Origin of the sequence: Agrilactobacillus composti DSM 18527 = JCM 14202, from assembly GCF_001436375.1 — a bacterium.
Classification (GTDB): Bacteria; Bacillota; Bacilli; order Lactobacillales; family Lactobacillaceae; genus Agrilactobacillus; species Agrilactobacillus composti.
On record NZ_AZGA01000020.1, the window covers coordinates 164040 to 171430 of the forward strand.

Annotated in this window: 7 protein-coding genes; 6 read left to right on the forward strand and 1 reads right to left on the reverse strand. The window is 43.9% G+C overall.

Annotated features, from left to right (window positions below; genetic code table 11):
• Positions 1-46: 46 nt before the first annotated feature.
• From FC83_RS06155 to FC83_RS06175, 5 genes are all read left to right on the forward strand, one after another.
• Positions 47-1399: a gluconate:H+ symporter gene (locus tag FC83_RS06155; RefSeq protein ID WP_057002532.1), complete on the forward strand. Its 1353-nt coding sequence runs from the start codon at positions 47-49 to the stop codon at positions 1397-1399.
• 279 nt (positions 1400-1678) lie between these two features.
• A complete protein-coding gene (locus FC83_RS06160; protein WP_035451288.1) occupies positions 1679-2425 on the forward strand; it encodes a WxL domain-containing protein in 747 nt (248 codons plus the stop codon).
• Between the two features lie 149 nt (positions 2426-2574).
• Entirely contained in the window at positions 2575-3639 is a 1065-nt protein-coding gene (locus FC83_RS06165) for a WxLIP family cell surface protein (protein ID WP_057002533.1), read from the forward strand.
• Position 3640: 1 nt separating this feature from the next.
• Entirely contained in the window at positions 3641-4051 is a 411-nt protein-coding gene (locus FC83_RS06170) for an LPXTG cell wall anchor domain-containing protein (protein WP_035451290.1), read from the forward strand.
• Positions 4032-5627 (forward strand): hypothetical protein, encoded by a 1596-nt coding sequence (locus tag FC83_RS06175; RefSeq protein ID WP_057002534.1) that lies wholly within the window; start codon positions 4032-4034, stop codon positions 5625-5627. The genes FC83_RS06170 and FC83_RS06175 overlap by 20 nt, the downstream gene beginning before the upstream one ends.
• Positions 5628-5724: 97 nt before the next feature.
• Here FC83_RS06175 and FC83_RS06180 read toward each other — a convergent pair whose 3' ends face one another.
• A complete protein-coding gene (locus tag FC83_RS06180; protein WP_035451291.1) occupies positions 5725-6360 on the reverse strand; it encodes an SDR family NAD(P)-dependent oxidoreductase in 636 nt (211 codons plus the stop codon).
• Between the two features lie 182 nt (positions 6361-6542).
• On the opposite strand from FC83_RS06180, the gene FC83_RS06185 reads away from it, so the two are divergent.
• On the forward strand, positions 6543-7301 hold the full coding sequence (locus FC83_RS06185) for an SDR family NAD(P)-dependent oxidoreductase (protein ID WP_035456433.1): 759 nt from the start codon (positions 6543-6545) through the stop codon (positions 7299-7301).
• Positions 7302-7391 lie beyond the last annotated feature (90 nt).

Sequence of the window (7391 nt, forward strand, 5' to 3'; positions counted from 1 at the left end):
AATAAAATGTAACCGTATCCACCATGAGTGTTAGGAGGAATTGAGAATGCAGATGCTGATTTTGTTACTTGGTATTATTTTATTACTTGTCTTAATTATTAAATTCAAGTTAAACACCTACGTTGCTTTGATTATCACTGCCGTGGCCGTTGCGTTAGGTTTGGGGATGCCAGCGGCTAAGATTGCCACCAGTATCCAAAACGGGATCGGCGCGCAATTGGGTGAGTTAGCCCTAGTCTTCGGGTTTTGGGCCATGTTAGGCCGCTTGGTGGCTGACGCCGGTGGGGCCTATCGAATTGCCCATACCTTGATCAATGCCTTTGGCCGCCGCTTCCTACAGCTGGCCGTGGTATTAGCATCCTTCATCATCGGGATTGCCCTATTCTTTGAAGTGGGGATCGTCTTGTTAGTGCCAATCGTCTTCGCCATTGCCGTTGAAGCCGGTGTGCCATTACTGACCTTGGGGATTCCCATGGCCGCGGCCTTGTCCGTGACCCACGGATTCTTACCACCCCATCCAGCACCAACCGCCATTGCCACGGCGTTGAATGCCCAAACCGGGCACGTGTTGGCTTACGGGATCATCATTGCGATTCCAACCGTCTTAGTTGCCGGACCATTATTCTCCAAAATTGCTAAAAAATATGTCCCAGGTGCCTTTGAACGAACCGGTAATCTGACCGCTTTAGGCCCTCAGAAGACCTTTAAGTTAGAAGAAACACCAAGCTTTAGTTCTGCAGTTTTGACATCTTTATTCCCAGTTATTTTAATGGCTATTGCCACGATTTATCAGATGACCCTACACGCTGGGGTAGCCCCAAAGAATCCGTCGGGGTTAGATAACTTTATTGCCTTTATTGGGTCTCCAAGTATTGCCATGCTGATTTCATTACTGTTTGCCATGTGGGCCATGGGGATTCGGCGCCATATTCCAGTTAAAGATATCATGAGTTCTCTGGAAGAAGCCGTGAAATCCATTGCCATGCTGCTGCTGGTTATCGGTGGTGGCGGTGCCTTCAAGCAAGTCCTAATTGATGGTGGGGTTGGGAATGCTGTTAAGAATCTATTCATCGGTTCTGACATTTCCCCATTGATCTTAGGTTGGTTGATCGCCGTAGTGCTACGGATTGCCTTAGGGTCGGCGACGGTTGCGGCTTTGACCGCCAGTGGCTTAGTGCTACCGCTGATGCAACAAGCAGGTGTCAACTCGGCATTGATGGTACTGGCCATTGGGGCCGGGAGTTTAGCAGCCAGCCACGTGAACGATGCCGGTTTCTGGATGTTTAAAGAATACTTTGACTTAAGCGTCAAAGAAACCTTACTGACCTGGACAGTGTTAGAAACGCTGATTGCCATCGTTGGTTTGGGCGGTGTCTTGCTGCTAAGTCTATTCATTTAAATAACATTACCCCCAAAAGTTTATTTCAACTTTTGGGGTTTTATTTTAAAAAAAATGAAGTATTTTTATCGATTAAGTGTGATTTAACCATCTTTTCTAGTTTAATTTTCTAAAACTTGATATAATGTCTTTATAGGGTATTAAAGCGATGTCAAGCTGGTCAAAGTTCAATTGCTGTTTGAAAATTGGGCGTGCATTTAGGGGATACAGATCAGTGCCTATCAATTTTAATACCAAGGGTTTGAGAAGCAAACGATTTGGGATTTAGGAGGATATTACATGAAACATACTAAGATTGGTTTAATATTAACTGGTTTATTAGCTGGTTTGTTGATTGCACCAGGGGTAGCGAATGCTGCTGCGACTGAAGGTGGGACTGGCCCTGGGGATGCAACCTATAACCTGAGTGCTAATACCGCTGTTACGTCGGGCGGGAATTACTTTGCGGCTACAACTGCAGAAACTGGCTCAGCTAAGTCTACAGCACAGTTCACTATTAAGGCTGGAACTTTACAATTATTTGCGGTGCCTGATTTGAACTTTGGTCAAGTGCCAATGTCTACACTGTTAAATGGGGGAACACAACAGCTGCAAGATAGTAACGTGGCAACTGGTGATACTGCTTCTTCCAAAGATAGAGAAGCTTTTGATGGGAACAACAAAGGTCTTTTAGCAATCAAAGATATGCGAGGGGCAACAACTGGCTGGAAACTCAGCGCAGCTATGAACCCAACTTTTAAAGACCAAAAGGGTGCTCCAGATTTAACCAATATCGCCTTGAACTTAAAGGCTACTGGCAAAAACAGTGTTAATACCACAGAAGCTTTGCCTTTAGCGGGTACTAACATTGGGGCTACGGCAACAAATGTGGCCACCGCCACGGGGACTACTGGTAAAGGGGATACAACTTGGAACTTGACGGATCCAACTAACGCAAACCTAACAATCCCTAAGCAAGCGGCTAATATTCCTTCTACAGCAACTTATCAATCCACCATTACTTGGACCTTAGCGGTTGGTGCTTAATCAAGTTTGATTTACTGTTCCGGGGGAGCTTTCAGCTCGTTTTCCTAAGGACTATTGGCACACTTTATAAACGAACAGAAATATTGATATTTTACATTTAGAGAGCTGATGACAATTTTTTGTCACAGCTTTTTTTGGGAGATTTAACGATGAAGATAAAAACATATTTTTATGCGGTGATCGTGGCGTTGGCCGGGTTTTTGGGTTTAGCCGCACCCCAGGCTGTCCAAGCTGCCGGCACACCAACGGGGGCACAATTCTATATTGCCCCGGCATATCCGGATAATCAGACCGATAAATCTCTCGGCTATTTTGATTTAAAGGTGGCCCCGGGTCAAACCGGCAAACTGGGGGTGGTGGTACAAAACACCAGTAAGACCGATAGTCGGACCATTCAAGTTACCCCGATTGCTGCCACCACCAATAATGCGGGGCAGATCAACTATACCCCCAGCAAGAAAAAAGCTGATAAGTCAGCCCAGTATCGCTTGAATCAACTTTTTTCAAAGCCCGTGGCCATTCACTTAGAACCTGAAGAGAGTAAGACCGTGAGTTTTGAATACATCATTCCCAAAGACGGCTTTAAAGGGCAGATTTTAGGTAGTATTTATGCCTTTGACCAGACCAGCCAAGCTAAAAGTAAGACCCAATTTGGGCTTTCCAACGAATTTGCCATGGCCCTGGGGGTTAGTTTAAACCAGAATCCGGATGAAAAATTGATACCGGACCTGAAGTTGAATAAAGTCGCCCCAGACGCAGTTAACCGTATCCCTTATATCATTGCCAATGTGGCCAACGTGGCCCCGACAATGTTTCGGGGGATGACGGTTAACGCGGATGTGACTCGGCAGGGCAATGCCAAGCGGGTCTATCATAAGACCATCAATGATGGCTCCATGGCGCCAAATTCAAATTTTGATTTACAAATTCCAACAGGTAAGAATGCCATTGAACCGGGGAAATATCATCTGAAACTAGTGATCCATGCGGTGGATAAGACCTGGACTTTCAATCGAAACTTTACCGTGACGGATACGCAAAACAAGGCCATTAACAAAAAGGTTGGGACTAAGAAGACCAATAATTGGACCTTGTGGATTATTGTAATTGTTATTTTGTTGCTGGTGATCAATGGGATTTTACTGGCTTATTATTTAAGAAGACGGAAACAACAAAGCAAGCACGCGAAGGGACATGCACGTAGGAGGCATTGATATGGCGAAGTTTTTATTAAAAATCAGTATCAGTGTCACTTGGATATTGGTTACGATGATGATTATTGTTGCTAGCCTTGCGCCGTCACAAACGGTTTATGCCCAATCCAGCACCAGTCAATTTACAATTTATCAAGATCAACCCGAACCCACGCCTAAACCTGATGAAACGGTGCCACCCAAACCCCAGCCCCAAGAGCCCACCAAGCCCAGCCAACCGCCAAGTACCGGGCAAACTGGGGCTGGCAAACCCACGGGGATGGTTCAAAAACTAGCTGGCTTCTTGCCCCAGACCGGGGACAAGCTGGATTATTGGCTGATGCTTATTGGGGTGGAATTAATCAGCCTGGCCATTATTCTAGGTGGTATTCGCCGGCAGAAGGAGCGAGCATATGATAAAGAAGCTCACTAAAGTAAGCCGAGTTATCGTCTTGCTGTTGGCTGTTTTTAGCTTAGTTTTTGAAATAAGCATTATATCAAAGGCAAGCAATCCTGAGCCAGGGATTGCTAAGGCCGCTGATAGTGCACCTAGCCCTGAAAATGCAGTAACGCCTGCTGGTTGGGATATTTTCTGGGGATTATTTATATATAATGGTATTTCAGCACAACCCAGTGATAAAAATGTAGTGCAGTCTGCAACAACAACAATTAATTTCACCTCAACCAGTAAGGATGCATGGTTCTTTGGCTATCCCAATAAAATCAATAGCGTTTCAGTTCGGGAATACGTTGGTGGCAAATGGGTAGATGCTGCCAGTGTAGCTGATTTAACTAAAAAAGAACCTTATGCAGATGTAGCGGTTAATTTTACGAACTTATCTGTAGGAACTCACTATTACCAAATTTCAGTTAGTTATGGTAATAATACTAAAGCATACAGCCGTGTGGTTACGGTAAATGTTTTACCACAGCCAGTTGATGCCATTTCATTAAACCCCAAACCAGTTCGATCTACGCTATTTTGGGGTGAAACAACTGGCATAAATTCCAATATTCAGCCATCTAATAGTACTACTATGGTAAATTGGGCACTAGATAATACTAATTTAGGTACTTTTTCTAGCAGTACAGGTATTCAGAATAACTTTACAACAACATTGCAACCTACCGATGCTAATCTGAAACAAGCTTCTGGATTGAAGGCTGGTATTACGACCACAGCACAAAATCCTAGTGGTAGTATCGTTAGTGGTTCAACCAGCGTCACAATTGGCGGTTTATTGCCACAAAAGACCACAGAAGGCGACACATTTGCCTACTACCCGGCAATTTTAGACGAGGTTCAATATCCAGCCAGTGCCCAAGTTGGTTATTCATGGCAAATATTTGATGCTAACTATAAACTTTTGAGTAATCCTGGAGGGAAAACAACTCTAAATACTAAGACTTTTAATTGGGAGAAGGTGCCACTTCCCAGCTCTGGTATATACTATCTGAAATTAAACATTACCTTAACTCAAAGTGGACAAACTACGACTTGGCAGTCCAACTATACGCCATTGACTGTAGACCCAGCTGTGGTGAAGCTGATTGCGGTACCGAACTTATTGTTCAATAAATTTGACGGCACCAATTATACGACGCCCAATATTCAGGATTTCTATAATCCAGCAGGATTGACCTTGAATTATGTACCGAAGGGCAACGTTAAAGCCAGTAGCAATTACGATGGCAACAACAACGACTTGTTAGCCGTATCCGGTAAGAAGTGGACCTTAACGGTGGGTTTTTCACCCTTTCGGAACACTGATAATCAGAAATACCTGACAACGGCTACCGGTGGGGCGGCCCAGTTCAATTTAAATGTGAATGGACAAAACTTTGCAGCATCGGATAATAGTACGCCGGTCACGCTGTTCACCAATTCCGCCAATAGCTATACGGGTAATTTAACCAACAGCACGACTTTGAAAATTCCCCAAGTTAAAACTGTGACACCGGGAACTTATCAGTCCACGGCGACTTGGACCTTGATCAAAGCACCATAAGCCTTTGAGCTTGATAAGAATAATCCTTTGAAGTTGAAATATGCCTCTTAATCAAAACGGATACTTTGATTAAGAGGCATATTTTTGTGGAATGCAGTTAGATGATGATTTCAAAATTTTGCGGTTGTACTTGATATAATTGCCAATAGGCAGCACTAATTTTATCAGGTGCGTAGTCTGAATCTGGCCTAACACCTTGGGTGATTGTAACGGTACCAACGTAAACATGCCTTTGTTGGAGATTTTTAGCTAAGCCAAATGCATAGTTTCGCAATGCGGCTTTATCCAAAGACATGGAGCTGTTGGCAATGGCTGGTTTTAAGGCAACACCGCCCCCGGTGAATAAAATAGCGCTATTCTCGGGATTTAATTTGGATAGTGCTGCTTGCACGCAATCAATGGCCCCACCAACGGTAATGGCGAAATCACGTTCAGCAGCTTGTCGGGACAAGTCTTTGGATTCAACACTACGGCGGGCCACAGCATTGTAAATTAACACATCGATTTGATCGATAGCTGAAAAGGCCCGGCGAATCGAGTCGCTATCGGTTAGATTCAATTGCTGAATAGTGACAGGTATCTGTTCAGTGGCCAATTTTGTTTGTGTGGCCAGTAACTTGGCCTGATTTCGACCCATTAAAATAATTTTAAAGTTGGCCTGAGCAAATCTTTTGATTATAGCTTCTCCAAGACCAGATTTTCCAATACCAACCAATACCAGTGTCTGCGTCATGATAACCCTCCAAATTGTGTTTTGTATTAAGTTTAGACCTGTATCAAATTGAGGTCAAAGCAAACTTCATTATATTTAAAAAATAATTATTTTTATAAATATTTCTTTTAACGTTTTTTTGAGTAAGTTTGCTATAATTGAAGTGTAAACGCTTTCTAAAAAAACAGATAAGGAGCTATATCATGAAAAATTACTTAGATCTCACTGGAAAAGTAGCCGTTGTCACTGGGGCCTCTTCAGGCTTGGGACATGAGTATGCCAAAGCCTTAGCGGAAAATGGCGCCAAAGTGGCGGTCATGGCTCGGCGGGTGGAGCGCTTGGAGGCTTTGAAACAAGAGATTGAAGCTAATGGCGGGGAATGCTTACCTGTTCAATTGGATGTGACCGATGAGGCCAACGTGGTCAAGGCCGTGCAAACCGCAGCCGACCATTTTGGCAAAATTGATATTTTGGTAAACAATGCTGGCGCCATCAAAGTAACGCCATCTGTGGATTTATCCTTGGCCGATTGGCAACAAGTCGTAGCCGTGAGTTTGTCAGGTTATTTCTTAATGGCTCGGGAATGTGGAAAGCACATGATCGCCAACAATTATGGCCGGATCATCAATACTTGTTCTATGTTTGGGCTGATTGCCGGTTTCCACATGCCAAACTTGGTTTATAATGCCACAAAAGGGGCCGTGCCAAACTTTACCCGCAGCTTGGCTCAGGAATGGGCTGAGTATAATATTACAGTGAATGCCATTGCACCGGGGATGTTCCCAAGTGAAATGATGGTGATGGATGACAACACTTTGGGTCTATTGAAGAGTCGTTGCCCAATCGGCCGGCCGGGTAAAATCGATGAACTGTTAGGCCAATTATTATTATTCGCTTCAGAAGCGTCCTCTTATACCACTGGTCAAACGATTGCCATTGATGGTGGTTGGACATCTGTATAAATTTGTGTAAATAAAAAAACTTCCGGGAAAATGATTGATACTATCCCTTTAGAGAGCACCAGAGAAAAACAAAAATTTCTCTGGTGTGAT

Coding starts and splice junctions, on each gene's coding strand:
- FC83_RS06155 (WP_057002532.1), top strand. CDS start 47: ATGCAGATGCTGATTTTGTTACTTGGTATTATTTTATTACTTGTCTTA.
- FC83_RS06160 (WP_035451288.1), top strand. CDS start 1,679: ATGAAACATACTAAGATTGGTTTAATATTAACTGGTTTATTAGCTGGT.
- FC83_RS06165 (WP_057002533.1), top strand. CDS start 2,575: ATGAAGATAAAAACATATTTTTATGCGGTGATCGTGGCGTTGGCCGGG.
- FC83_RS06170 (WP_035451290.1), top strand. CDS start 3,641: ATGGCGAAGTTTTTATTAAAAATCAGTATCAGTGTCACTTGGATATTG.
- FC83_RS06175 (WP_057002534.1), top strand. CDS start 4,032: ATGATAAAGAAGCTCACTAAAGTAAGCCGAGTTATCGTCTTGCTGTTG.
- FC83_RS06180 (WP_035451291.1), bottom strand. CDS start 6,360: ATGACGCAGACACTGGTATTGGTTGGTATTGGAAAATCTGGTCTTGGA.
- FC83_RS06185 (WP_035456433.1), top strand. CDS start 6,543: ATGAAAAATTACTTAGATCTCACTGGAAAAGTAGCCGTTGTCACTGGG.